Below are 23,547 nucleotides of genomic sequence, written 5' to 3' on the forward strand. Positions count from 1 at the left end.
CATGACCACTGTCATCTCCGCAGAAAGCATTGGAAAACGCTTCGTCGTCCATAAGGACAAGTCCCTCAAAGAACGTGTTGTCAACGCCCGGGCCTCACGGAGACATCGTGAGGACTTCTGGGCCCTCGATGACATCTCTCTCGAGATCGCTGCAGGCCAGAGCGTGGGGTTGGTAGGTGCTAATGGTTCGGGCAAGTCGACTCTGCTCAAGGTGATCGGGGGCATTCTCACCCCCGATCGTGGCTCGGTACGCCTGCGAGGTCGTCTAGCCGCACTGCTAGAGCTTGGGGCCGGATTCCACCCAGACCTCACTGGCCGCGAGAACATCTACCTCAACGCAGCAATCCTGGGCCTGTCGGAAGCAGAAACTCAGCGACACTTTGATGAGATCGTCCACTTTTCCGGGATCGAAGAGTTCATCGACACCCAGGTGAAGTTCTACTCCTCCGGCATGTACGTACGCCTGGCCTTCTCAGTCGCTATCCATGTCGACCCAGATATCTTATTGGTCGACGAGGTTCTTGCGGTAGGCGATGAGCCTTTCCAGCGTAAGTGCCTCGAAAAGATCCGGCAGTTCCAGCAAGAAGGACGCACCATCGTCCTAGTCTCTCACTCCGAGGAGCAAGTACGCGAGGTGTGCGATCGCGCAATTATGCTCGATCACGGTCATGTTGTTCAGGATGGCTCTACCAACATGGTGATGGCAAGCCTGCGCAATAAGTATCAGCAGATCATCGAGGCTAACAGGACAGTGGCACCTATTGTCACCAGATCCTCCACTGGTCTGAGTTTCAAAAACGTCGACATCGACGCAACTCTTGACCCGCACGGCAGGCGACAGATTGCACCAGGAAATCCGCTGATCATCCGCGGCACGATTCTTGCGCCTTCCGGTCTACCTGAAGGCTGGGTGCTGTCAATGATGGTATCCAACACGGAGGGCGCCTCCGTGATTGGCACAAACTCACAGCTGCTCAATCACCGCTTGCCCCGGCTCCACGAGAGCGGCAGTTTTGAGGTCGTTCTCCAAGATCTTCAGCTCAGTGACGGCGAGTACAAGGTAACCCTCGCTGTTCTCGACCAGACGATGACTCCCATCGCCGAAGCAAACGATGCCCTGAGTTTCGTTGTGCACGGACCAGGCCTCACGATCGGAAATATCAATTCAATTCCGTTGCTGTCTGTCTCACCAGCCTGATATTTCTCCTACGATCTTTTGAACACTTCATTAGGAGTCCACCTTGAAATACCGCACAATTGTCGACCTCAGCGAACCGAATTCGAGTCAAGCCATCATCGCCAGGCAGATTGACGCCCTGTGCCCGCGGGGAGCCCGCGTCCTTGATCTTGGCTGTGCAGCAGGAGACCTCGGCGCGGCTCTCACTGAGCAAGGTTTTCATGTCACAGGTATCGATCGAGACGCTGAGGCGCTCGCAATTGCTAAGGACCGCATGGCACGCACCCTCGAGGCAGATTTGGCGGAGCGCTCGTGGGTGGGAGCACTTCGTGATGTGGCACCCAACGAGTCCTTTCACGCGATCTGTCTGGGAGACCTTATCGACCAGCTCACCGAGCCTGCTACTTTTCTTCGTGAGGCCCTTGAGTTCTTAGCCACTGAGGGTGTTGTTCTGATCTCAGTGCCAAATGTTGCTCACGGCGCGCTGCGTCTCTCTCTGCTTCAGGGCCAGTGGAGATATACTGAGGAGGGACTGCTTGATAGCACTCACACGCGTTTCTTCACGCTGAATTCAGCTGCTGAGCTCATCCGCTCATGCGGCCTGGGGATTAGTGAGATCAAGGCGACTAGCCGTGAGGTCTTAGACACCGAGGTCTTGATTGACGACGCAGGCTTGCCCGGGTCGATTGTTGAATGGGTTCGCAACCAGGACGGGACAAGCGACTATCAGTACGTTTTCACCTGTTCACCTCAGACACCACCTAATGCTCCCCTGCCTGCTGTCATCCGCGAGGCACCTGCGTCGCGCCCCTATGACCAACATGCTGAACGCCACCGCCTCGAAGCCCATCAAAACCTTGTGAGCCAGCGCCGTGAGCACTTGTTTGAGACAACAGCCCAGCAGCGATACGACACGCTGACGACTCGCGACAAAATCATTGGTCTTCAGGCCCAGGTTGCTCTGCTCAAGAAACAGCTTAATGACCGCGAGATCGAGGCCATTGCGCTGCACGATCAGCTCGTGCGTGCTCACTCTCGACTAGACAGGACCATTGAGGGCGTTACCTATCGGGCAGTACGCAAGACTCTGCGTAGGTTTAAGAAGGGCGAGTGAACATGAGCGCCCCATTTTTCTCCATCCTTACACCGGTCTACAAGCCACGCCCCGATCACCTGGAACTGACTATTGAGTCTGTCCGGTCCCAGACCTGTGAGGATTGGGAGTGGATCCTTGTCGATGATGCCTCAGGAGATCAGGCAGTCCTTCAGGTGCTTCGCCGAGCGGCACAGCGTGACCCGCGCATTAACGTCGTCGAGCGAGAGACGAATGGTCATATCGTCGCTGCTTCCAATGATGCGCTTGCCCGCGCCAAGGGCAACTGGATAATCCTGGTCGATCATGATGATCTTCTTGTTCCCGACTCTTTGACGGTCATCAAGGCAGCCATTGACGCTCATCCTCGAGCGGGCTACATCTACACCGATGAAGACAAAATCGACAACGACGGCAACCTGTCACAGGAATTTCGCAAGCCAGATTGGTCGCCAGAACGTTTACGTCACCAGATGTATCTCGGACATCTCTCAGGACTCCGCCACGATCTTGTCACACAGGTCGGAGGGTTTCATGAAGGGTTCGATGGCTCTCAGGACCATGATCTCGCCTTACGCGTGACCGAGATCAGCGAGGAAGTGGTCCATGTCCCCCGCACCCTATATCACTGGCGTATCGTCCCTGGCTCCACCGCTGGAGATTCCACCGCCAAGGACTACGCCAGCGTAGCAGGGCTGAAGGCAGTCCAAGCACACTTGGAGCGAGTAGGCCTGGATGCAACGATGACCGCTGAACCACACCCTACAATTCCATACACCTATAACCTGCACCGTGAGCTTCCTGAAGACACGCTCGTAAGCGTGGTCATTCCAACGCGCGGAACACAAGGCAGGATCTGGGGCAAGCGTCGTGTCCTCGTCGTCGACGCTATTCGCTCTTTGCTGACTCATACCTCGCATGAGCAGCTGGAGATCGTCGTCGTCTATGACCTCGACACCCCCCAAGAAGTCCTGACTGAGCTCAAAGAAGTCGCAGGCGCCTCGCTCACTTTGCTTCCTTACGATGCTCCCTTCAATTTCTCCGACAAGTGCAACCGAGGCTTCCTCGCCTCCTCAGGTGATGTTGTTGTCTTCTTGAACGATGACACGGAGATCATCTCTGATCGTTTCGTTGAGGAACTATGTGCCCCGCTCGTTGAAGAAGATGTCGCAGCAACAGGTGCTCTGCTCTTCTATGAGGACTCCACGATTCAGCACGCAGGCCTTGGATTCCAAGACAACGAATTCGTTCACCCCTATCTCGGCGCCCAAAAGACAGATCCCGGTCATTTTGCTGAACTATGTGTCGATCACGAAGTCAGCGGCCTGACCGGTGCTGCTGTGGCTACACGTCGCGAAACCTTCGAGGAGATCGGAGGATTTACGCTTGACCTGCCAAGCAACTTCAACGACGTTGACTTTGCCTTTAAACTGCAGCATAAGGGTAAGCGCATGGTATGGCTCCACGACGTGCAAGCTTATCACTTTGAATCCAAGTCGCGGGTCAATACAGTGCACGGATGGGAGCACCAGTTCATTCTGGATCGCTGGGAGCAGCCAAAGACTGACCCCTATATGCCTTTCGCGACCACAGAACTGACGGAGATTCAAAAGGCGTTACGACTGTTGACAGGGGCCGCCGGCCCTCAATAGGAAAGAGGGTCGTGCATCGCCGAGGTCTGCGCGCCAGAAGGCTCTGTGGCTTCCCACGCGCAGACCTCGGCGATGCACATGCTTCAAGGGGATGAGTTCAGTGGCCTAGGAAAGCACAGCCCTATCGAGAGGTCTCCACCACCGACCTTCAAAGGCCTTGGTGACAAAAGCGACGACGGCCTTGACCAAGTGATCAAGGGCGACAGCCAGAGCCGCGATGATGATCAGGGAGGCCAGGAACATCATGGCGAACTGAATGGGGAGGAAAGCGCTGGTATCCATCACCATAAACAAACGCATGATGACGACGTGGTGTACCAGGAAGATCGGGTAGGAGTACTTTGCCCCCCACTCAATGAGGAGGCGGACTGGACCAATGGCCACATATCGGGCCACGGCGACGAGGATCAGGAAAGTCGAGATACCTACGAGCGCCGTACCCACATCTTTGGGCAGTACCGCAGGCCACAGCGAGTTTGCCAGGAGGACAAGGCCGGCACCTATGGCTGAGAACGGGTGGACTCGGCGAATATGACGAACGAGATAGATACCGAAGGCGAGTTCTGGCAGGCGCATCGTAAGGATCACCGAACCCGGGATTGACGGGAAATAGGTCTTCATCACGACGAAGGTGACAGCGAAGATGAGGAGGAGGCTCATTGCTGACGTCTTTGGGAAGCGATCCACGCACCACAATAGAAGGGGAAACACCACATAGAACAGGATGATGAAACCTAGAAACCACTCACCCAGCAAATAGGCCGTCGTGAATCCGAGGACGCTTGCCAAGCCATCGACGCCCAGGAGCGTCCAGATAAGAGAACGTGCCGGAGCCGCGTTCGGTGGTACACCATTGAGGGCCACAAAGAAGTAAAGCGTCCCCAGTAGCCAGGCGATCCAGAATGCCGGATAGATTCCTTTAAATCGCTTCCAATAGAAGCGACGAAGATCGACAGGGCGCTCGTAGGTATAGGCCAGCGCAGCACCAGAGATGATAAGAAAGAGGGACACACCGAGGTCGCCCACGTAGATACCAAAAGGCTGGTTAGTGAGCAGGTAGCGTCCGTCACTCAAGAAGGGGTTATTGAAGTGCGAGAGAACAACGAGCAAAGTTGCCAACGCACGCACGAGATCCAGATAGAACAAGCGTGGGCGTCGCTTCATCATCTGCGTAACAGCCGCAATTGGGGCCACGGACACCTCTGCTTCTCGCGAACTCATGGTCTCGCTCACGGTGTCCCCCATCATCTCTTCCTCCACATAGAACTTGCCGACCGCCACAGCGCTCGCACTCTCGGACGCATCGCCTGCGGTACCAGAACGGCCACCTGGGCTTTGACGATCTGGCGTGTACTACGCATATTGTTGAGACGAAGGAGCATCTCCATCGCTGTCCTGCCTCCCCATCTTTTCGCTATCGCTCGTGCGAAAGAATGCGTGTAATACGCCAGGGCTGTGAGCTCAGCGCGGGCAAACGAGTCGGAGAAGAGCCAGCCGGAGTAGTAGCCCCGAGCCTGTGCCATGTAGCAGTACACACGCTCAATGGCGTGGCTGATCGTACCGTCAATAGGAAGTGGCTCTGCCGGGAAGTCGTCATATCGCCATTCACGCTCCAAGAGTGGTCGAATGGCCTGCGGGCGGAACCAGAAAACTGAGCCGAACGGAGCAATCGCCTCCTTGTCCGGATCGATGGGAGCGTGCAGCCCGAAGGACGCCAAGAGCTCTTTGGTGTTCTTGTCATTGGGGCCCCAGCTAAAGGCCGAGATCGGGAAGTAGTCCCCGTGGTGGGGAGCCGAAGGGGTGAGAACACCCAGCCTGGGCTCAGCCTGGAAGGTAGCGATGACGTTGGAGACGAACTCTGGCGTTGCCAGGACGTTCTCGAAGCAGCGCTTCGCGAAGCCCTCACCGACGGAACCGGGGCGGATCTGCGTGACCTTCTTGTCATGGATGAAGCAGACGAGGTCATAGTCCAGCAGGCGTGGGCAAGCACCCACGAGCAGCGCAGCGACGTCGCGCCCTCGGTTCTCAATGAGGATGGTCTCAACATTGAGTGAAAGACCTGCTGTCGCCTCGCGCACCTGCTGCGCCTTCGCTTCAGTATCAACAGTGGCGATGAGGTCGCAGCCAGCCGGCATGGAAGCGGCGTAGTGAAGAAGCTGGGGCAGCAGGTCCATGTGGTAGACGTGCATGACCAGCGCGATCTTGCTCTCCTCGGGCTGCACCGCGACCGCCTGTGTGGGCAGGATGTAGGTGAGCTCAAGGTTCTTGACGAGATCTGCGAGGTTGTTGGTTCGTAGCAGGTTCTCCCAGATGAGGTCCGTGTCGAAGTCGGTGTGGTCGCGCAGGTAGTCGTAGAGCTCGCGCGTGGTGGTGCCAACAGACTGGTCCAGGACATCGCCGTAGTCGTGGAAGAAAGAGCGGCGTTTGAAGATCGGGCAGCGCTTGTCCTTGATCAGGGTGACCGGCGCAAAGACAATAGGCTGGTAGGTGAAACCTTCGAGGTCGTCTGTGTTGACGTACGCCTCTGCCTTGAATCCGCGGTCCTGGAAGTAGCGGGTGAAGGGAATCTCGTGCTTGGTGACAGAGTCGAGGTAGGTCTCCATCTCCGGCAGGTTGTCCCAGTAGTCCTGGAATGCCTGACTCTGCACCAGGGAGCGGCGGTAGACGTGGAAATGGGACTGCAGGTGGCGAGGGTGGTGAAGCTCGTCAATTTCACCGCGATACTCCGACGGCGCGGCGTGGAACCATGTGGGGCCCCAGAAGTCTAGGTCTCGGCCCGCCATCTCGGAGAACATCTCCTCAAAGGGGTACACCGGCCCCATGATGGTGGCGTTAAAGAGGACGATCTCATCGAACTGCGTCAAGGCGGACCACCCGTAGTGGTCAAGAGCGGCCTTGTACGCCCATGCGTCCAGACCTCTGTTCTCACGCACAAGAAGATGATCGGCATAGCGGGTCAGGGCGACACGACCCTGATCAGTCAGCTTCCCGTTGACGACGACGACGAGCTCGGCAAGCTGGGTCTTCATGCCTTCCAGCATGACCTCGACGTAACGGTCCACGATGCCTTCGCCGTCGTAGAAGAAGAAGATTCCTAGACGGCGAGAATCAGTACCGAGGATCATGGACAGCCCTTCGTACTCAGCACAGGACCCCAGGGAATCACATATGAAGCACCCTGGGGCTCGGTCACAAGGTCAGCGAGCGAGGATCTCGTTGATCTTACTCGGGTCACCCCACACGCCTGGCGAGTCGTAGGGCCGGTCCGGGAAAGCCCCGTATTCAAGGGTAATATTGAGGTTGTTCTCGGCGATGTAGCGCTCGACTCGCTCAGCGAGGCCCACCGGACGGCCTGTGCAGGCGTTGATGATGCCGTTGACCTCCTCCTGAGCGAGGATGGCAGAGATCTGCTGGGCCAGCTCATCGATAGAGATGAAGTCGTACTTGTTCTTGCCCGTGGTGAAGGGGAAGGTCTTACGCCCCTGCTCAGCGGCGTCAAGCAGCTTGGAGAAGATCGAGGAGCCGAACTTGTCATCCCCTACGATGTAGTAGGCACGGATCCACTGCAGAATGCCACCGTGCGCCTGGGCCGAGAGAAAAGCAAGCTCGCGCAGAGCATTCTTTGAGATGCCGTACAAGGACGCCGGCGAGCACGGAGTGTCCTCTGTGATAGGGCCTTCCCAGTAGCCGACCTCATGCATCGTGCCCATGACAGCGAGCTGCTTCAGACCTCCTGCGTAGAGGTTCTCAATGAGCTCATAGTGTCTCGGAAGGTCGTCAATGTGAGCGGGAGATCCATGCTTGAAGCCATCACGCCAGGCCATGTGGAGCACAGCATCCGGCCGTCCCATCTGGTCATAGATGTCTTTACCACCAGAGAAAAGATCAAGAGGCAGACGGTCCGCTCGCTCATCCACGCCGTCGAGCCGCAGGTCAACAGCAGTGACCTCCAGGCCACGGTCCAAAAGCGCCGTCACCACATGCCGACCGATGTATCCCCCAGCACCAGTCACAAGAACAGACTTTCCCACGGCCAGGATCGTATCAGGGGCGGCGGCGCGGTTTGGGGAGGAGTCGCGTGATACCACCGTTTAGACGTCGGTAGGCAGGCTTGAGAGTCTCAGCGAGACCTGGTAGGCGGTGTTCAAGCTCGCGTCGAACCATCGCGCCGAGGCTCGCCTGCGGACCGCTGCGGGAAGCGAGATAGCGCTGGGCCTCTTCAACATCCTCGGGCAGCAAGGCAGCGAGCGCCTGGTAACGATATTCAAGCAGAGCGTAATCCTGCTGAGCTCGGCCGGTCAGAAGCTGACGATAGTGGGCACCCGTACTAAGGAGGGCTGGGACTTCAAGGAATTCAAGGAGCTGACCAGCATCGCGGGCACCGTATGCGGTCCTCAGCGCAGACAGATCACAGGAACGCAGCACTGTCAGACCTGCTGGACGCACAAGGATAGGAGCGCGATAGGCACTGACTGGGCTGTGAGCATCCAACGGAACGCTCAGGCCCAGCGCCGAAGCGCAGTCAACAGCAGCATCCCGGAGGCCCTGCCAGCCGTGTCCCAGCGCTGAGCTGCCACGCACGGGGCTTGGGAGGCCCAGGCCGCCCAGGCTCGGATGCTGGTAGAACAACGATCGCGCCGCCAGCAGGATAGCCAGATCACGAGTGACCGGCTGCTCACCCTCCCCGTCAGGAACCTGTGCGGTGCACTCTTCCGGGGTCTCTTCTCCCCCAGCGCATGTCAGGCGCAGGAGCACACGATCCTTCTCGTCATCATCCAGAAGGTCGGCAGCGTCGCTCAGGAGCGCTGCGAGCGCGCCCAGATCCGGCTGACTTGCCACACGCAGCTCCGCCCGCCCGCGCAGGTCTTCTCCGACCTGTGAAAGAGCAGCCTCTGCCTCACTCTCAACGCGGGAATCGACGGTGAGGATCACGCGTACGCATGTGCGGGCATCGCTGAGGACCCTCAGCCTCGCGACAATCTGCTCAGCTGACGCCCCATCTCCGACATGAAGGTGCGCGTAGAAGGGCATCTCAACCTCGGGTGAGGCTACGTCGTCTGGACGCTGCTCAGTGAGCCCAGCGTTCGCAAGCAGAGTGCGTGGTTCGCTCGAACGGACCAGGCCGGAGAGGATCATGGACTCACTCACCGCGCTGTCCGGAGTCTGACTCACCGTCCTCAGGATGTCGGCACCGTTGGCACCACAGGCGTCCAGATAGAGCGGGTCGTGGAAGAAGATGCGACGTTTGAGTGCCGGGCAGCCCGCCTGGAGCAAAGCCATGGGTTCTTCGAGAGACGGATTGAGGCTGGCGAATTCTTCCGCCGGGTACACCGCAAAGGAGCTGTACCCGCGTGCGTTGAAATATGGCGTGAAACGCGATTCATGATGTGCGATGGAGTCGTGATAGCTGCTGACAGGCGGCATGGTCTCCCAGTAGCGGCGGAAAGCCGGATCCCTCAGCAGAGGCGAGCGCACAGCGAGGAAATGAGACTGTAGATGCCGAGGCATCACTGCCTGACCTAAGAAGGGGTGAGGACGCTGTTCCGCGTGCTCCGTCAGTCCCCAGAACGAGGCCTCTACCCGTTCAGCAGCCTCCTTGAAGACCGGTTCCCAAGGACGCACCGGCGCGAAGAAGGTGTTGTTAAGCAGTACAAGCTCATCAAGGTCTCCGATCTGGTTCCAACCGAGGTGAGCCAAGCCGTCCTGATATCCGCCGACGTCCATGCCCTCGTTACCGCGTACGAGCACATCATGGGCAACCGCATCCAGCCGTGCTTTGCCAGCCACTGACACAGCACCGTTAACGACGACGAGAATGTGGTCAAGAAAGGGGAGCAAGCTCCTGATCACTTGGACCACGTAGTCATCAACGACACCGTCTCGGTCATAGAAGAGGTAGATACCCGCTCGCCGGCACGCTCTGAGCTCACTCGAGAGACCTTCGACCTCAGCTCCGCTCATGCTCACCTATCCACGCGATTGAGAGTAACGGTGTCCAACCGTCAGGTTCCGGACACCATCGGCAGCATAAGGCAGCTCCGTCTCTCAGCCGAAGTGGCTGCGCACCATCGCCATCAGGTCAGTTCCGTACCCCTTCGCCGTGGCCCACCCAGCACCACTCGGATTCTCCTGGGTGCCCAGGTACTCGATGTAGGGGGCGCTCCCCTTCTTCACGTAGGAGAAACGAGGATCGACCACGTCATGGGCCAGCCTGGCCGTCGTCACAGTCGGGTCGGCGTACGCCCGTAGGTGCTGTACCTGTGCCCTCAGCCCGATCTGGACGCTCGCGAAGCTGTTTCCCGGGTTACCTCCACCAGTCGCACCGAGTCCACCAAAGTTGAACTGAGTGGCCTTGACGTCCCCGCCGTACTGAAGCCAGCCGGTCTCCTTCATCGCCTGGACAAAGAGAAGCTCAGGACTCACGCCCTCGGCGGCAGCCTCGTCATAGGCAAGCCCGGCGAAAGCTGAGATCGTGCTGGCCCCACCACGTCCCAGCACAGAGGCCGGGTAGGTCTCTCCTGAGCGCTGGTAGGCAGCCACCATCTTGGCCACCGTCACTGATCGTGTGCTCGTCGGTGCGGCCATCACGAGGTGCAGTCCCTTGGCCTCCGCCTCAGAGATGTAGCCCTTCCAGGCTCCCGATGGAGCGAATTCGCTGTACCGACCGTCGATCAGCTGCGTACCAGTCACCATGGCACCGCTGCCACGCAGGTAGTACCACGTGCCGGAGAGATTGATCCACCCCGTGGACATCGCTCCGGAGGCGTTGAGGTAGTACCACGAGCCACCGATCTTCTGCCAGCCAGTGAGCATTACGCCAGAACGATCCAGGTAGTACCAGGTGCCGTTGACACTCAGCCAGCCGGTCATCATCTCGCCAGAGGAGCCGAGGTAGTACCAGCGTCCGTTGACATGAGCCCAACCAACAACCATGGCGTTGCCTGGCCTGAAGTAGTACCAGGTGCCGTTGATCAACTGCCACCCGAGCGCTGCGGCACCGCTGGGATGCAGGTAGTACCAGGTCGAGCCCAGGTGCAGCCACCCCGTCACCATCGCGCCGGAGTCACTCATGTAGTACCAGCTGCCGCTAACTTCAACCCAGCCGGTCGTCATGGCACCAGACCCGGTGAGGTAGTACCACTTTCCGCTGATTGCCTGCCATCCGGTGGCCATAGCGCCATTGACCGGCGAGAGGTAGTACCAGCTCCCGTTGACCTTCTGCCAGCCAGTCAGCCGTGCGCCGTCCGCGCCGTAGAGGTACCACGTCTTGTCAACAAGCCTCCACGTGGGAGCGGCAGGAGTCGATGAGCCGCCACCAGTCGATCCACTACTGATCTGGCTCTGAGCGACAGAGCGAATCTGCCCCATCTTGGAGTAGCCCCCGTCACCCGGACAGGTTGTGTACCCGACATCGCGGTGCGCAAGGATCCTGGGCAGGTTCACCACCTGACCAGCCTTGTACTTCTCCGTCGTCAGGATCGTGAAGCTCGCCGACGCTGACGCGTTGGTGACGCCAGAGCGCTTGAGGAACCAACCAGCCATCTTCCCTACGCGGTCAATCTGCACGTCGGTGGGGCTTGTCGAGACGTAGTTCCCCATCATGGAGATGCCCATGGTGCCCGTGTTTACGCCACGTGCGTGCCCGCCGATGACCATCTTCCCGGCGGCCGATGAGAGGGTGCCATAGCGGCCTTCAAAGACCTGGCCGTACTTGTCGACGAGGAAGTTGTATCCGATGTCCCCCCAGTCCAGCGTCACGGCATGGTAGTAGTAGATTCCTGCGACGATCGACGCTGACTGCGCTGCGGTGTAGTTGTTGGTTCCAGCCGTGTGGTGCACAACCACGTGCGCAGCGTTGGCGTACTTGGGGGACCACGTCATGTAGGCCTGATTGGCTCCCCACTCGGCGCGCGTCACGACGGGCACCGGCAAGCCGTTGGCGGTCGTTGTCGCAGCCAACGCCGTTGGCAGGTCGAGATTGACACCATGACCTGCGCTCGTCGCGGCAGAAGCAGTCGCACCAGTCGTCTCAGAGACATCCGTTCCTTCATCGGCGGTCGTCCCGTCCTCAGAGCCAACCGGCGCAGTGGCGTCCACCAACCGATCCACCAGCTGTTCCTGCGTGACCGCAGTGTCCTGAGCAATCTCCGTCGGATCCGCCTGAGTAGTTGTCACGTCATCGTCGGACAGAACCTCCTCGCCAGCAGGCTTCGCCGGAACGAGCGCCAGAGTGAGGTCCGTCGGCAGCGCACGGCCTCCACTGACGACCGCCGCCTGAATCGCATCAGCACCGCCGGTCACGAACTCATCCGTCCCTCCGTTGCCTGAGGCATCGTCCGGGCCCGCGTCAGCAGCTTCATTGAGGTACCAGGATGACCAGACACCGCCCTCACGCACTCGCAGATAGATCTGCGTCCCCGTGGGAAGGGCCTCACTACCGCTCCACGTGAAGCCTGCGACGAGGAAGCCGTCAACCTCCAGAGGCTCAGTGAGGAGGTCAGCGTCCCGCTCCAGGTCCGGAGCATCTGTGGCTGCAGCCAGCAGAGATGCGCGGGCAGGAGCGACCCCGTTTCCCTCGGCAGTCCCTGCGGGTACCTCAGCACCGGCCCCAGAGCCCGGCTCCTCCTCACTCAGACCCGCCTGCGCCAGCTCAGTGGTCTCACCACTGGCAGTAGTGAGCTCGATGAGCTGGACCGGTGCGGGGGCTGCCTCGCCAGCAGCCGGCTGAGCCTGAACCGCGGCAACCTGTCCAGCACCCGCGAGTACCAGGGAGATAGCGGATGCGACACGGAGGTAACGAGACGCCGGCATGGAGGGTCCTTTCGGCACGTGAAGGAGTTCCCACATCGCCGAGACGTGTGGGGCAGCCGTGACTGATGTGACTAGTGGGAACGATACTGAGATTCCACCGCAAGAAACGGCCAATTGAGGAGGATCACGTAACTACATGCATGTTGTTCATGCTCATGTACCGGATGACAGGATCGACCATCAACCCACCTGCAGCACTCCACCCCGGACACGGCCCCTGTGGCATCATGGCGAGCGGCAGAACGGCGTTGCTGCGCCGTACCCGATCGTTCAGGGAGCTTGTACATGAACGTCCTCATCACCGGAGGTGCCGGCTTCATCGGTGCCAACTTTGTCCACCAGACCCTCGTACGTCACCCAGACGCCAAGGTCACGGTCCTGGACAAGCTCACCTACGCCGGCAACAAGGGATCCCTGGCGGACCTGGGCGAGCGCGTCACCCTCGTCGTCGGCGACATCGCCGACGCTGACACCGTCGACCCGCTGGTCGCCGAGGCGGACGTCGTGGTCCACTTCGCCGCCGAGTCCCACAACGACAACTCGCTACTGGACCCCTCCCCCTTCATCCGTACCAACCTGGTCGGCACCTTCACCCTGCTGGAGGCAGTACGCCGCCACAAGGTGCGCTTCCACCACATCTCCACCGACGAGGTCTACGGAGACCTCGAGCTAGACGACCCGGCCAAGTTCGAGCCGACCACGCCCTACAACCCCTCCTCCCCCTACTCCTCCTCCAAGGCAGGCTCGGACCTGCTCGTACGCGCCTGGGTCCGCTCCTTCGGCGTGGAGGCCACCATCTCCAACTGCTCGAACAACTACGGCCCCTACCAGCACATCGAGAAGTTCATCCCCCGCCAGATCACCAACCTCATCGACGGAGTCAAGCCCAAGCTCTACGGAGCCGGTGAGAACGTCCGCGACTGGATCCACGTCCTGGACCACAACGACGCCGTGTGGGACATCATCGAGAAGGGCCGCATCGGCGAGACCTACCTCATCGGCGCCAACGGCGAGAAGAACAACAAGGAGGTCGTCGAGCTCATCCTCGAGCTCATGGGCTACGACAAGGACGACTACGAGCACGTCAACGACCGCCCCGGCCACGACATGCGCTACGCCATCGACAACTCCAAGCTCGTCGAGGAGCTCGGCTGGTCACCGAAGTACACCGACTTCCGCTCCGGCCTCCAGGCCACCATCGACTGGTACACCACCAACGAGGCCTGGTGGCGCCCCCTCAAGGCCGAGGTCGAAGCCAAGTACGCCGCACAGGGACAGTAACAGCTCCAGGCCTGTCAGGAGACGCCCCGAATTACTGCATGATGACAATCACGCCCGATATAGTGACATTATCGTCTCGACGCCTGCGCACAGCGTACGTCCCGCTTGCTGTCCTCACCCTCGCCCTCGGCGTCGCTATCCCGGCGCACGCCGATGACGCGGCGTCCACACCGATGCCTACGACCACCATCTCTCCCCCCCAGCAGCAGGAGACGGTCGGCACTGGATCGGACAGTACTTCTCAGCCTCCGGTCCCGTCCCAGGCCCCTGAGGCTGACGGTAGCGCCCAGTCACCCGTCAGGCTGACCGGGCAAGGCCGATGGATAGCCTCAGGCAGTCGCTGGTGGTGGCGAGACAATGATGGCTCGTACCCGCACGGCGTGTGGGGCGAGGTTGAGGGCAGCCTCTACGCCTTTGACGGCTCCGGATGGATGCGGACGGGCTGGTTCAAGGATGGTGACGCCTGGTACTACCTCACCGGCTCCGGCGCCATGGCGAGGGGATGGGCCAAGGTCGCCAGCACCTGGTACTACCTCGACCCCTCCACCGGCAAGATGGCCACCGGCTGGCTCGACACAGGCGGCACCACCTACTACCTCACCGCCTCCGGAGCCATGCACACCGGCTGGTTCAAGGATGGTGACGCCTGGTACTACCTCACCGGCTCCGGCGCCATGGCGAGGGGATGGGCCAAGGTCGCCAGCACCTGGTACTACCTCGACCCCTCCGACGGACACATGCACAGCGGCTGGGCAAAGGTGGGCTCGCACTGGTACTACCTCGCGCCCTCGGGTGACATGCGCACAGGCTGGCAGCAGGTCTCCGGCACCTGGTACTACCTCCACGGTGACGGTCACATGGCTACCGGATGGCTCCAGCTCGGCAGCACCTGGTACTACCTCGACCCCACCACCGGCAAGATGGCCACCGGCACCATCACCGTGGACGGCAAGACCTACTACCTCACCGGCTCAGGCGCCATGGCTACCGGGTGGACCAAGATCGACGGTGCTTGGTACTACTACACCTCTTCGGGGGATCTCGCTAAAGGTTGGCTGGACCTTGGCGGCACCTGGTACTACCTCGACCCCACCACCGGCAAGATGGCCACCGGCACCATCACCGTAAACGGCGGGACCTACAACCTGAGCCCGAGCGGGGCGTGGATCGGGTACACCGCTCCTGCTGGCTATCTGCAGCCGACCGATCGTATTACTCCCCTTGGCTGGGCCACGAACGAGCTGACGCCGGGGATGAACGGTGTCAAGGTCCGTATCGTCCAGCAGCGTCTAGGCATTAGTAATGGAAGCGCCTTGGCAACCGCCAACGGGACCTTTCAGAATGCTGTCCGAAACTTTCAGAGGCGAGCAGGGCTCCCTCAGACTGGTGTTGTTGACCAGCAGACCTGGAACGCCATGGGAACCGGCTTCTCCTGGTGGGTGGACCAGTACCAGGCCACACCGATCGGGCTGAGCGCGACCAGGAGTGAGCGCATCGAGGCGATGATCGGCTATGCCTGGAACCAGCTCGGCTCCTCATACACGTGGGGCGGAGCGGGTACCTACGGTCTTGGCTTTGACTGCTCCGGACTGGTGCTCCAGTCGCTGTACCACGGTGGCATGGACCCTCAGCCCATCAACGTCATCAAGCACGCGTGGCCGGCCTACCGCACGTCCCGCGAGCTCTACGCCTACCAGGGGTTCATGCACGTCCCCTTCAGTCAGCGACAGCGCGGGGACATCGTCTTCTATCGCAGCAGAGGGACCGTCGTCCATGTCTCGATCTACCTTGGCAACGACCAGGTGATCCACACCGACTACATGGGGCGGCCTGCACGAATTGACAACGTCACTGCAGGGTACTCCTGGGGAGCCATTGCCCCGGAGGTGGTTCGTCCCTTCCCGTGATCCATGCGCACCCCACAATGCTATGAGGGGGGCTGCCCGGAGCTTTCCGGACAGCCCCCTCATAGCACTTCTCGTTCACGTCGTCTAGAAGACCACAGGCCAGGACGGCATGCAGGCCGTCAAGGTGGTGTGTGCGGCGACCTGAGCGTCAGTGGCCTCCTGATACGCCGGATTCACTTCCGGCTCTCGCCCCTCCTTGACAGCCATCTCCGCTTCTCGTTCATCAGCGAACTCCGGGATCTCCCCCTGAGACAGGCGCGTAGTAATCATGACATAGTCATCGAGAGCCTGGATGGCGGCCTGTGCGGTCTCATCACCTCCAGCCGCGTCCTCCAGCTGCGACCGGTACTGGCCGTCAACCAGTGTCACGAAGGCCAGCCAGTGCGACTGCGAGTCCTGTCCAGCGGCAACATCTGCAGAAAATGCCTGGCCCTGCGAGGTCGTCGAGAGGGCTTCAGCGAGAATCGAATCCATCGCAGCACATCCATTCGTCGGTGCGATGGTCTGGGGAGGCCCAGATGGAACAGGAGCCGCCGAGGAGGCTGCACTTGGCCGCTGAGCCCCTACCGGATCAGAGCCGGGACTTGTGCAGGCTGCAGAGCCAAGGACGAGAAGTGCGACGCTAAGGGCTGCGGAAAGAACATGATGCCTCATAACTCGAGGCTAGCGTCCTGAAGCCGGTCGGTGCCTAGACTTCACGTCCAAAACAACATCAGGCATACCAGAGCCATGCTCCACTGCTAGCAAAACGAGACTCACGGCCATCAATGACGACGGTGTCTTTGTCGACCATCACACCATCCGTACCCAGGTAGTACCAGGTGCCAGCGACACTCTGCCACCCGGTTGCTATCGCACCATTGGGATGGAGGAAGTACCAGGCACCGTCCACCTTCACCCAACCGGTCGCCATCGCACCACTGGGTTGCAGGTAGTAACGAGCCCCACCGATATCCTGCCACCCAGTCCTCATAGCGCCGTCAGCGCCCAGGTAGTACCAGGTACCTCCCTGCTTCATCCAACCGCCGGAGCGCATCGCGCCAGAGGCCTCGAAGAAGTACCACGTCACACCGTCCTTGGCCCACCCAGTCGCCATCACGCCGGTGTCAGTGAGGTAGTACCACCGTCCCTGGTCCTGGACCCACGTGTTCTCACTTGCGTCAGGCTTGCCGTTGAACCAGTAGTACTGCCCCCAAGAGCTTCTTCCATCCCCACTGAGGAGTGGCCTTTCCTCCTTGATATGCCGTGACATGAGGTCCCGGCGAGGCTCGCCAGCGATAGACGAGAGACGTCTTGACCCCAGCGATAGCCACAGAGCTCTCATCCATGGTGAAGACCACGGCCTTACTGCCATTCGAGCGGATCTCGTCTGCCGGGTACCAGCTGACACCACGACGATTGAGGACATCAACCGTGTCGCTGAACATGTAGGAGTATGAGCCCGTCTGAACGGCAGGCTCCGGATCAAGAGCCTCGAGGAGCTCCTCACTGTTCGAACGGGACAGACCGTGGTGCCCGAGCTTGAGGAAGCCGCCCTTCCCGATCTCAGTTGCGAGACGGCTCTCATCCCCATCGGTCTTCTCGATATCGCCCGACAAGAATGCCGTCTTGCCGTGCGCCGTGACCTTGACGCCCCAGGACATGAGATTGGCGTCCGACAACGCGCCGGGATACTTGTAGTCCTCGGAGTAGCTGACGATCTCGACTTGCATGTCTCCGAGCTCAAAGACCGGGAAAGCAGTATGGAACGCAGAAGGATCAGGGACAACCGGCGCCGCTGGATCAGCAAGGCACCATAATCCTTCCCCGCTTTGCTCCCTGCCTCGACGAGCTGGTCGTAGATGTACTGCTTGTCCCACAGCCGCGCCGAGTCGGAGATCCATAGGTCAGTACTCAGGAGCGTAGATCCTCTTCGGCCTGTATCGCTCGATGACGGTGTCTGCCGTGCCGATATGATCCGAGTGAGGATGCGTACCGATATAGAAGTCGGCATCTGATGCGTTGACGCCGATCTGTCCTAGGTACCGCCAGGGCTCTCCTTCATAGTCCGGGCCCGAGGTGACGGTATGCGGACGAAGAAGGTAGCGAGGATCTGAGCCGTTCGGATAGTCACGATCTTCACCCGAGTCCACAAACGCAAAGCGGCCGTTGCTCTCCAGGATGATGGCATCAGATCCCGCGAAGGCCATGACATGAATCGCCTCCCGCTGGCTGCTACAGCCCCAGGCGCAGGAAAGACGACAAACAATGACGCGACAAGGTCCGCAACCATAGAGCACTGTCGGGATCAGGTCGGCTGGGGAACCAGATTTCTTCCTACAGACTGCTGGCACCGCTAGCCGGTTATCGTGCCTTGTGCCTCATCCGCGCTGGGAACGATCTTGACCTTGATGTGCGCGTTATAGAACTCGGACGAGTCATTGAGCCTCTCGCTAAGCGTGTCAACACCAAGCTCTTCGGCCAGGGTCTGGCTCAACGAGAACATATTGGTCCCCAGGCCCAGACGATCACCCTTGATCCCCACCCCCATCGCGGCCAGGGTCGTGGGGAAGATATCGACCGAGGTAAAGCTCCGGTTAGTCACTGGCCCCTCCGCCGTCACTCCGGGCGCAGGGTTGACGATGAGGTTGACAACCGTCCGGTCATAGTCTGCGCTCACCCCTACGCGTTCAAAGTAGGAGTCATCCATATAAAGGTGGTCACCAGTGATGACAATGGTCGTGTTGTCGTAGAAGGGTTGCTCCTGGATCCACCGAACCAGAGCCGTCACCTGCTGCTGAGAGTGCAGGACCACGTTAGACAGCTGCTCGGCATGGGGCCGTTCCGTCACCTCCTCGGAGAGATAACCGTCGGGGAAGTGCGTGTCCGCGTTCTCGAGGATGAAATAGAAGGGATCGCCTTGAGCCGCCAGCTGTGTGAGCTCCTGCTTGGCGAACTCATACATCTTGTCGTCCTCGTACCCCCACCACACGGAGTAGTCCTCAGGGAGGTAACCGTTCTGGGTCGCATAGACGTGATCAAAGATCTTAAAGGCTCCATGATCCTGGAACAGGTCGCGCTTGGCACCAAAGTCAGCGTTCGCAGCCATCATGATCTCGTTGGTGTACCCCTGTTCCTTAAGCAGGTCACCAACGGTCGCAAAGTCAGGGAAGTTGAACTGCTGGATATCAGTTGCCAGGACAGGCGACTTCAAGGCCACACCTGAGGTCTGGGCAAGCAGGCCCCCGACCGTGAAGGTCGCTCCAGGCAGCTGGTGAAACCCTCCCTTGAGCTCGGTGCTGGAGAAGCTGATGCTCTCCTCCGTCAGCTCCGCAAGATCAGGCATGAGGTCCACTGGCATCCCGCCACCCTGAACAGTGCTATAGAAGGTGTTCTCATAGGACTCAAGGAAGATCTGAATGAGATTTCGCTTCTGCGTCGGCCAGGACAGCTGCACGGAGCCCGGGTCGACGTAGTTGTCCTCGATAAAGGTCGACGGCGCTGCCGGGAAGAGAATCTCCTTCACCGGAAGAGCCCGAGTAAACCAGGTGCCGGTGGCTGCCACCGCAAGGACCCCGGTGACAGCCGCCACGCGACGCACCGCCTTGGCAGGCATGACCCTGTCACGCCCCGTCGCGCTGCGCAGCACCAGACGCATGTCCCACAACCCGATCACCAGACCGATCGCAGCCGCGCACACGGTGGGCGCCACCACGTAGTTGATGACCTGGCTGGTCACCTCAGACGTCGAGTTGGTCCGCCCGGTGGTGAGGGTGAACACCACCTCGTCGGCATCAACCTCACCGAAGTACGTTGAGACCCACCTCGTGCCGAAGCCCAGTAGCCCGGCCACGGCGTACACGAGCGCGCTGCCGACCGCCCACAGCACACGCTTCCACCACACAAGACCCTCCGGGTCTCGACGCAGCCGCAGGACCCCGCCCAAGGCCAGTGACCACAGAGCAAGAGGGATCCACACCGCCAGGTACACCACCGTGTACTTGTAGACGTACGGGAGCCGCTTCGCGGTGTAGAGCAGATGGTCGCTCGCACCGAAGGCCACTATGAGAGTGACGACGACAGCTGCAGCCAATGAGGTCGTCACGGAGCGACGGACCGCAGCCTCCCACGAGCGCCGCATCCGCAGGACCGGAGCGAGAGCAGCGGCAGACACCGCTGCCACCACCAGCTGAATGAGAAGCGCCATCAGCTCAAGCCGTTCCGTTGTCCGCCGTAAAATCTGCGTCAACCTTAGCTGAGCACGGGGCAACCCGTCACTGTCACGGCTGTTGCTACGGCCTTTGTGGGCCCTGTGGTCCCTGTCCCCGGTCACATCCTGTGACCTCCCACAGGCTCACCTGACCTCGGGAGGTGGTCTGGGCGTCGACCAGCCTCAGACCGTCATCGGGCCAGGCGGCCAGGTTCTTGTCCCAGCGCAGGGGAGCGTTGCCGTAGCGCAGACCAGCACTCTCACGCTCAACGCGCAGGTAGTAGCGGGCTCCGAGCCCAGTCAGGGCCTCGCAGGTGCGTGACCCCGGCACGAGCTCAGGCTCAGCCGCCGCCAGGACGTCCTCAGCAGTACCGTCCTCCGGTCCTGACCTCATGGGGTACACCACCCGCACCCCCGCCTGCGACCACAGGTAGGAGGTGCCCAGCGACGGCGCTCCGACCACCACGGCACCCTCGGGCAGCTTGTCAGCGACCCGGTCGTAAAAGGCCAGCTCCTCCCGCGTGGTCAGGGTGCCGAAGGCGATCTGGTCCTCTGCGTGCACGCTCTGGCTCAACCCCGTTGTCAGCGGGAGGCGGGCTGCCCCCATCGCGAGCGCACCAGCGCACAGCACGGCGGCCACGCACCGTGTGTCGCGTCCTCGGTCACGCCAACGCGCGACCAGTACCTGGATCCCGAGTCCGGCCGCAACCAGACCCGGGATGATGACTAAGGGCTCCACCCGCGACTTCTGCAGGTACCACAGACTGCCGATCTGGCGTCCACCCCACTGCGGACCGCCGACCAACGTCACGAGTGCCAGGGCCGTGAGCGCCGTTGCCGTCCAGGTCACCACACCAGCGCGCGATCGTCTGTGACGCCATCCGATAACGGCTAGGGCCGTTACCACCAGCCCCGTCGGCACACCGTGCCAGGCGAGCGGCCCGTACATCGGCGCGTCAGCCACGGCCTGGGCCAGGGTGCCTACGGCGCTACCTCCAGGCCTCTCGTAGCCGAGGAGGGACGCGATCGGTGCACGCATCGCCCAGACGCCGCTCACCAGCGCCAGCGCCAGGCTCACCAGTCCCGCCGTCACACGGAGGCGTCGACGCGCACCCCGTACCGTCGCCGTCGTCGCCACCGGCACCGCGAGCACCAGGAGGTTGAAGGCCCCGGACCCGTGTGCCAGCACAGTGCCTGCAGCCGCCTCCGCGACCAGGACCAGCCCTGGGCCCCACTGTGCTGAGCGCCTGGCCCACGCGACAAGGGCAAGTACCCCAGGCAGGCAGACCACGGACAGCGCGTAGGGCCACACGCTCAGGGTGGTGAGAAGCACGGTCGGTGCACCCACGGTGCTTGCCGCCGCCAGCATCGTCACCACACTCGCCCACTGCCTACGCCCTAGCACCGCCGTCACGAGTCCGCCCACTCCCACGGGCCATGCCACTGCGGCGAGTATGAGGACCAGTGCGTTGGAAGCCTGAGGGACCGTGCCCGGCAGCAGCGCAACGACGCCGTGCCACACCGTCGGGTAGTAGACCTTCTGCCCGTGGTAGAGCGCAGCGAGCCCACCCAGGCTCGAGGCGTTACCACCCTGGCGGATCTCCTGGGCCGCGCTGAGGTGGAAGATCGCGTCGAAGGCCTGAGCTGGGCCGCTTGCGTCTCCGCCGACGAGCAGCCCTGCCCCCACGAGGCAGGCGGCTGCCGCTGCGGCCAGCGGCAGTGCCCAGGACGGAGCGGCTCCATCCAGGACGACCGCGTGGCCGACGGAGGCTGTCTGCGCAGGTCTGTCCAACTGGATCTTCCCCTGTCGCAGCCAGGCAGGCAGGCGTAGTACCCCCCAGGTCAGGGCCGTCAGGGCCACGCCCAGCACGACCGTGACCTCCCAGCCCCAAGGAAGCCAGGCAAGCCTGAGGTATCCGGCGGTGATCTCTGCCAGGCCGATGACGGCGCAGCTCAGCGGCAGGCTGGCTGCTGCGAGCACCGCGCCGCGCAGGCCGCTGGCACGCCCGATCAGGGCCCCGGGCCCTCCAAGGAGCAGGAGGGCGGTGAGGCAGGCTAGCGCCGTCGTCACCGGCCTCCGCCGATGACGAAGCGCGGGGTGCCCACCCACAGCGCCGGGTCCGTGGCGCGCCGACCGTCCAGCAGCAGGCGCACGCCGGGCAGGTCTGCCGGCGTGAGGGTCCGGTACTCAGGGTGGTCGGCCTGGACGATCGCCACGTCCACCGCCTCACCCAGGTGGTAGGGGGTCCAGCCGAAGCCGGCCAGCTCGTCGTCGGAGAACATCGGGTCCTGGACCAGGACCTCGGCGCCCTTGGCGCGCAGGGCCTCCACGGTGGGGAAGACTCCGGAGAAGGCGGTCTCCTTGACCTTGCCGCGGTAGGAGGCGCCCAGCACCACCACACGCAGGCCCTCCAGCGAGCCCAGGACCTGCTCGGCGTGGTCGACGACGTAGGCCGGCATCGTGGCGTTGAACTGGCGGGCCGTGCGCACCACCGAGGCGTCGGGGTCCGTGGACAGATACAGACGCGGGTAGACCGGGATGCAGTGGCCTCCGACCGCGATACCAGGGCGGTGAATGTGGGAGTAGGGCTGGGAGTTGCAGGCGTCGATGACACGCTCAATGTCAAAGCCGGCCTTGTCCGCGTAGACGGCGAACTGGTTGGCCAGCCCGATGTTGACGTCGCGGTAGGTGGTCTCGGCGAGCTTGGCCATCTCAGCAGCCTCAGCCGTACCCATGTCCCACACGCCGTTGGGGCGGGGCAGGTCAGGGCGCTCATCAAAGTCAAGGACCTGCTCGTAGAAGGCGATACCGGCCTGGGTGCCAGCCTCGGTTAGTCCACCCACGAGCTTGGGGTAGCGGCGCAGGTCCGCGAAGACGCGGCCGGTCAGCACCCGCTCGGGGCTGAAGACGAGGTGGAAGTCGCTGCCCTCGCGCAGGCCGCTGATCTCCTCGATCATGGGCTTCCAGCGCCCACGGGTGGTTCCCACGGGCAGGGTGGTCTCGTAGGAGATGAGGGTTCCCGGCGTCAGGTGCTCGGCCAGCGAGCGTGTGGCGGCGTCCATCCAGGCGAAGTCCGGCTCCCAGGTCTCGTCGTTAACGAAGAGCGGGACCACGAGGACGATCGCGTCCGCACCGGGGATGGCCTCGGAGTAGTCCGTGGTGGCACGCAGGCGGCCGGCCGGGACCAGCTCGCTGAGCTTGTCCTGGAGGAAGGCCTCACCCGGGAAGGGCTCGGTCGCCTCGTTGACGAGCCTGACGGTGCGCTCGGAGACGTCGACCCCGATGACCTCGTGGCCCTTCTCGGCGTACTGGACGGCCAGGGGCAGCCCGATCTTTCCCAGGGCGACGACGGCGATACGCATCCGAGCTCCTTGTCTCCAGGCCGTCAGGCGCTCTGCCTGACGGCCACCAGGATAGCGGCCAGTGCCAGGGCCGC

General features: G+C 61.5%; 17 protein-coding genes. 5 read left to right on the top strand and 12 right to left on the bottom strand.

The annotated features are described in order from the left end of the window. Position 1 precedes the first annotated feature (1 nt). The 3 genes from CYJ26_RS03485 to CYJ26_RS03495 are packed head-to-tail and all read left to right on the top strand — an operon-like array spanning position 2 to position 3,922. Entirely contained in the window at positions 2–1,198 is a 1,197-nt protein-coding gene (locus CYJ26_RS03485) for an ABC transporter ATP-binding protein (protein WP_006549043.1), read from the top strand. A gap of 43 nt (positions 1,199–1,241) precedes the next feature. Further along, positions 1,242–2,291 carry a class I SAM-dependent methyltransferase gene (locus CYJ26_RS03490; RefSeq protein WP_040319752.1) on the top strand — a complete coding sequence of 350 codons (1,050 nt, stop codon included), beginning with the start codon at positions 1,242–1,244 and terminating at the stop codon, positions 2,289–2,291. A gap of 2 nt (positions 2,292–2,293) precedes the next feature. Further along, entirely contained in the window at positions 2,294–3,922 is a 1,629-nt protein-coding gene (locus tag CYJ26_RS03495) for a glycosyltransferase family 2 protein (protein ID WP_244902005.1), read from the top strand. 105 nt (positions 3,923–4,027) lie between these two features. On the opposite strand, the gene CYJ26_RS03500 is transcribed toward CYJ26_RS03495, so the two are convergent. From CYJ26_RS03500 to CYJ26_RS11120, 5 genes are all read right to left on the bottom strand, one after another. Continuing rightward, a complete protein-coding gene (locus CYJ26_RS03500; RefSeq protein ID WP_244902006.1) occupies positions 4,028–5,203 on the bottom strand; it encodes an acyltransferase family protein in 1,176 nt (391 codons plus the stop codon). Further along, positions 5,167–7,047, bottom strand: coding sequence for a rhamnan synthesis F family protein (locus tag CYJ26_RS03505; protein WP_101637958.1), 1,881 nt, complete (start codon positions 7,045–7,047; stop codon positions 5,167–5,169). Before CYJ26_RS03505 ends, CYJ26_RS03500 begins: the two co-directional genes overlap by 37 nt. A 72-nt stretch (positions 7,048–7,119) precedes the next feature. Then, positions 7,120–7,953: an NAD-dependent epimerase/dehydratase family protein gene (locus tag CYJ26_RS03510; RefSeq protein ID WP_040319751.1), complete on the bottom strand. Its 834-nt coding sequence runs from the start codon at positions 7,951–7,953 to the stop codon at positions 7,120–7,122. 13 nt (positions 7,954–7,966) lie between these two features. Beyond that, positions 7,967–9,883, bottom strand: a complete 1,917-nt coding sequence (locus CYJ26_RS03515) for a rhamnan synthesis F family protein (protein WP_006549037.1) — start codon at positions 9,881–9,883, stop codon at positions 7,967–7,969. A gap of 84 nt (positions 9,884–9,967) precedes the next feature. Beyond that, positions 9,968–12,733 carry an N-acetylmuramoyl-L-alanine amidase gene (locus CYJ26_RS11120; RefSeq protein ID WP_101637959.1) on the bottom strand — a complete coding sequence of 922 codons (2,766 nt, stop codon included), beginning with the start codon at positions 12,731–12,733 and terminating at the stop codon, positions 9,968–9,970. 285 nt (positions 12,734–13,018) lie between these two features. On the opposite strand from CYJ26_RS11120, the gene rfbB reads away from it, so the two are divergent. Beyond that, positions 13,019–14,014 (top strand): dTDP-glucose 4,6-dehydratase, encoded by a 996-nt coding sequence (rfbB, locus tag CYJ26_RS03525; RefSeq protein WP_006549035.1) that lies wholly within the window; start codon positions 13,019–13,021, stop codon positions 14,012–14,014. 380 nt (positions 14,015–14,394) lie between these two features. Continuing rightward, positions 14,395–15,921 carry a C40 family peptidase gene (locus CYJ26_RS03530; protein WP_244902007.1) on the top strand — a complete coding sequence of 509 codons (1,527 nt, stop codon included), beginning with the start codon at positions 14,395–14,397 and terminating at the stop codon, positions 15,919–15,921. 84 nt (positions 15,922–16,005) lie between these two features. Here the strand turns inward: CYJ26_RS03530 and CYJ26_RS03535 are convergent, their stop codons facing one another. From CYJ26_RS03535 to CYJ26_RS03555, 7 genes are all read right to left on the bottom strand, one after another. Beyond that, positions 16,006–16,395, bottom strand: coding sequence for a hypothetical protein (locus CYJ26_RS03535; protein WP_101637961.1), 390 nt, complete (start codon positions 16,393–16,395; stop codon positions 16,006–16,008). 238 nt (positions 16,396–16,633) lie between these two features. Beyond that, complete coding sequence (locus tag CYJ26_RS10700) at positions 16,634–17,173, bottom strand: N-acetylmuramoyl-L-alanine amidase family protein (RefSeq protein WP_180950838.1); 540 nt, start codon at positions 17,171–17,173, stop codon at positions 16,634–16,636. After that, positions 17,082–17,633: a ComEC/Rec2 family competence protein gene (locus tag CYJ26_RS10705; protein ID WP_180950839.1), complete on the bottom strand. Its 552-nt coding sequence runs from the start codon at positions 17,631–17,633 to the stop codon at positions 17,082–17,084. The genes CYJ26_RS10700 and CYJ26_RS10705 overlap by 92 nt, the downstream gene beginning before the upstream one ends. Before the next feature lie 174 nt (positions 17,634–17,807). Further along, positions 17,808–18,110, bottom strand: a complete 303-nt coding sequence (locus CYJ26_RS10560; protein ID WP_006549031.1) for an MBL fold metallo-hydrolase — start codon at positions 18,108–18,110, stop codon at positions 17,808–17,810. A gap of 146 nt (positions 18,111–18,256) precedes the next feature. Continuing rightward, positions 18,257–20,107, bottom strand: a complete 1,851-nt coding sequence (locus tag CYJ26_RS03545) for an LTA synthase family protein (protein WP_101637963.1) — start codon at positions 20,105–20,107, stop codon at positions 18,257–18,259. 85 nt (positions 20,108–20,192) lie between these two features. Then, positions 20,193–22,181 (bottom strand): DUF6541 family protein, encoded by a 1,989-nt coding sequence (locus CYJ26_RS03550; protein WP_101637964.1) that lies wholly within the window; start codon positions 22,179–22,181, stop codon positions 20,193–20,195. Further along, entirely contained in the window at positions 22,178–23,473 is a 1,296-nt protein-coding gene (locus CYJ26_RS03555; protein ID WP_006549028.1) for a nucleotide sugar dehydrogenase, read from the bottom strand. The genes CYJ26_RS03550 and CYJ26_RS03555 overlap by 4 nt, the downstream gene beginning before the upstream one ends. Positions 23,474–23,547: the final 74 nt, after the last annotated feature.

It is taken from the genome of Actinomyces urogenitalis (assembly GCF_002861525.1).
GTDB classification, from domain to species: domain Bacteria; phylum Actinomycetota; class Actinomycetes; order Actinomycetales; family Actinomycetaceae; genus Actinomyces; species Actinomyces urogenitalis.

What these genes read in the sequence shown, in the direction of transcription:
- CYJ26_RS03485 (WP_006549043.1), top strand. Translation starts at nt 2, where the DNA reads ATGACCACTGTCATCTCCGCAGAAAGCATTGGAAAACGCTTCGTCGTC.
- CYJ26_RS03495 (WP_244902005.1), top strand. Translation starts at nt 2,294, where the DNA reads ATGAGCGCCCCATTTTTCTCCATCCTTACACCGGTCTACAAGCCACGC.
- CYJ26_RS03505 (WP_101637958.1), bottom strand. Translation starts at nt 7,047, where the DNA reads ATGATCCTCGGTACTGATTCTCGCCGTCTAGGAATCTTCTTCTTCTAC.
- CYJ26_RS03515 (WP_006549037.1), bottom strand. Translation starts at nt 9,883, where the DNA reads ATGAGCGGAGCTGAGGTCGAAGGTCTCTCGAGTGAGCTCAGAGCGTGC.
- CYJ26_RS11120 (WP_101637959.1), bottom strand. Translation starts at nt 12,733, where the DNA reads ATGCCGGCGTCTCGTTACCTCCGTGTCGCATCCGCTATCTCCCTGGTA.
- rfbB (WP_006549035.1), top strand. Translation starts at nt 13,019, where the DNA reads ATGAACGTCCTCATCACCGGAGGTGCCGGCTTCATCGGTGCCAACTTT.
- CYJ26_RS03535 (WP_101637961.1), bottom strand. Translation starts at nt 16,395, where the DNA reads ATGGATTCGATTCTCGCTGAAGCCCTCTCGACGACCTCGCAGGGCCAG.
- CYJ26_RS10700 (WP_180950838.1), bottom strand. Translation starts at nt 17,173, where the DNA reads ATGTCACGGCATATCAAGGAGGAAAGGCCACTCCTCAGTGGGGATGGA.
- CYJ26_RS10705 (WP_180950839.1), bottom strand. Translation starts at nt 17,633, where the DNA reads ATGCAAGTCGAGATCGTCAGCTACTCCGAGGACTACAAGTATCCCGGC.
- CYJ26_RS10560 (WP_006549031.1), bottom strand. Translation starts at nt 18,110, where the DNA reads ATGGCCTTCGCGGGATCTGATGCCATCATCCTGGAGAGCAACGGCCGC.
- CYJ26_RS03545 (WP_101637963.1), bottom strand. Translation starts at nt 20,107, where the DNA reads ATGGCGCTTCTCATTCAGCTGGTGGTGGCAGCGGTGTCTGCCGCTGCT.
- CYJ26_RS03555 (WP_006549028.1), bottom strand. Translation starts at nt 23,473, where the DNA reads ATGCGTATCGCCGTCGTCGCCCTGGGAAAGATCGGGCTGCCCCTGGCC.